The sequence below is a fragment of the Streptomyces sp. P5F9 genome (assembly GCF_057961495.1).
In genome coordinates this window covers 1-1418 of sequence record NZ_JBXVPZ010000907.1, presented here as the reverse complement: position 1 = coordinate 1418, position 1418 = coordinate 1, and the positions used below count along the sequence as shown (strand labels likewise).

Annotated in this window: 1 protein-coding gene and 1 pseudogene; both read left to right on the top strand. The window is 68.5% G+C overall.

Annotation, left to right across the window (positions count from 1 at the left end; all coding sequences use genetic code 11):
- Positions 1-30: 30 nt before the first annotated feature.
- The gene (locus AC31A1_RS51385; RefSeq protein WP_489659909.1) at positions 31-999 is read left to right on the top strand and encodes a complex I subunit 1/NuoH family protein; all 969 of its coding nucleotides are present in this window, start codon (positions 31-33) and stop codon (positions 997-999) included.
- Positions 999-1352, top strand: a pseudogene (locus AC31A1_RS51380) (4Fe-4S binding protein); the annotation flags it as partial. The gene AC31A1_RS51385 and the pseudogene AC31A1_RS51380, both read left to right, overlap by 1 nt.
- Positions 1353-1418: the final 66 nt, after the last annotated feature.

Here is a 1418-nt window from a genome sequence, read left to right as displayed (position 1 = left end):
CACCCCCGACACCCCCACAGGAGGCCCGCAGTGAACGACGTGCTCGACGTCGCCCTGCGACTCCTGATCGTCTTCGTCGTCTTCCTCACCTTCCCCCTGATCGTCGGCCAGACCGAGCACAAGGTGATGGCCCACATGCAGGGCCGCCTCGGCCCCATGTACGCCGGCGGCTTCCACGGCTGGGCCCAACTCGTCGCGGACGGCGTCAAGTTCGCCCAGAAGGAAGACATCGTCCCGGCGGGCGCGGACCGCCGTATCTTCCAACTCGCCCCCGCCGTAGCCCTCCTCCCGTATCTGCTCGTCCTCCTCGCCATCCCCATCGGCCCGAGCGAGGGCGCCGTCGGCCAGGTCCTGGACGCGGGCATCTTCTTCGTCCTCGCGGTGATGGGCGTGAGCGTCCTCGGCTCGCTCATGGCCGGCTGGGCCTCCGCCAACAAGTTCTCCCTCCTCGGCGGTCTCCGCACAGCCGCACAGCTCCTCGCCTACGAACTCCCCATGCTGCTCACCGCCGCCTCCGTGGCGATGGCGGCCGGCACGGTCTCCCTCCCCGGCATCCTCGATGCCTTCCACTGGTGGTGGCTGCCCTGGCAGATCGTCGGTGCGGTCGTCTTCTTCGTGGCGGGCCTGGCCGAACTCCAGCGCCCTCCCTTCGACATGCCGGTCGCCGACTCCGAGATCATCTTCGGCGCCTACACCGAGTACACCGGTCTCCGCTTCGCCCTCTTCCTCCTCGCCGAGTACGCCGGAATCGTCGTCCTGTGCGGCCTGACCACCGTCCTCTTCCTGGGCGGCTGGCACGGCCCGTGGGGCGCGGACGGCCTCGGCTGGGTGTGGACCCTGCTGAAGATCGGAATCCTCGCCTTCGTCGTCATCTGGCTCCGCGTCACCTATCCCCGCCTGCGCGAGGACCAGCTCCAGAAACTCTCCTGGACCCTCCTCGTCCCCCTCTCCCTCGCTCAGATCGCCCTCACCGGCGTCGTGAAGGTGGTGTTCCTCTAGTGGCCCCGATCCCCGGCTCCGGTCTGGCCAAGGGCCTGGCCGTCACCCTCCGCACGATGACGAAGAAGACCGTCACCGAGCAGTACCCGGACACCCAGCCCGACCTCCCGCCCCGCACCCGCGGGGTCATCGGCCTGTTCGAGGAGAACTGCACGGTCTGCATGCTCTGCGCCCGTGAGTGCCCCGACTGGTGCATCTACATCGACTCCCACAAGGAGACGGTCCCGGCGGCTGCCCCCGGCGGCCGTGAGCGCAGCCGCAACGTCCTCGACCGATTCGCCATCGACTTCTCCCTGTGCATGTACTGCGGTATCTGCATCGAGGTCTGTCCTTTCGACGCGCGATGGCCTCCTCGACCGGCACCCCGCTGATCCGGGCCATGTGCTCGACCTCGGACGCGCCGAGGGAGTGGATGACCA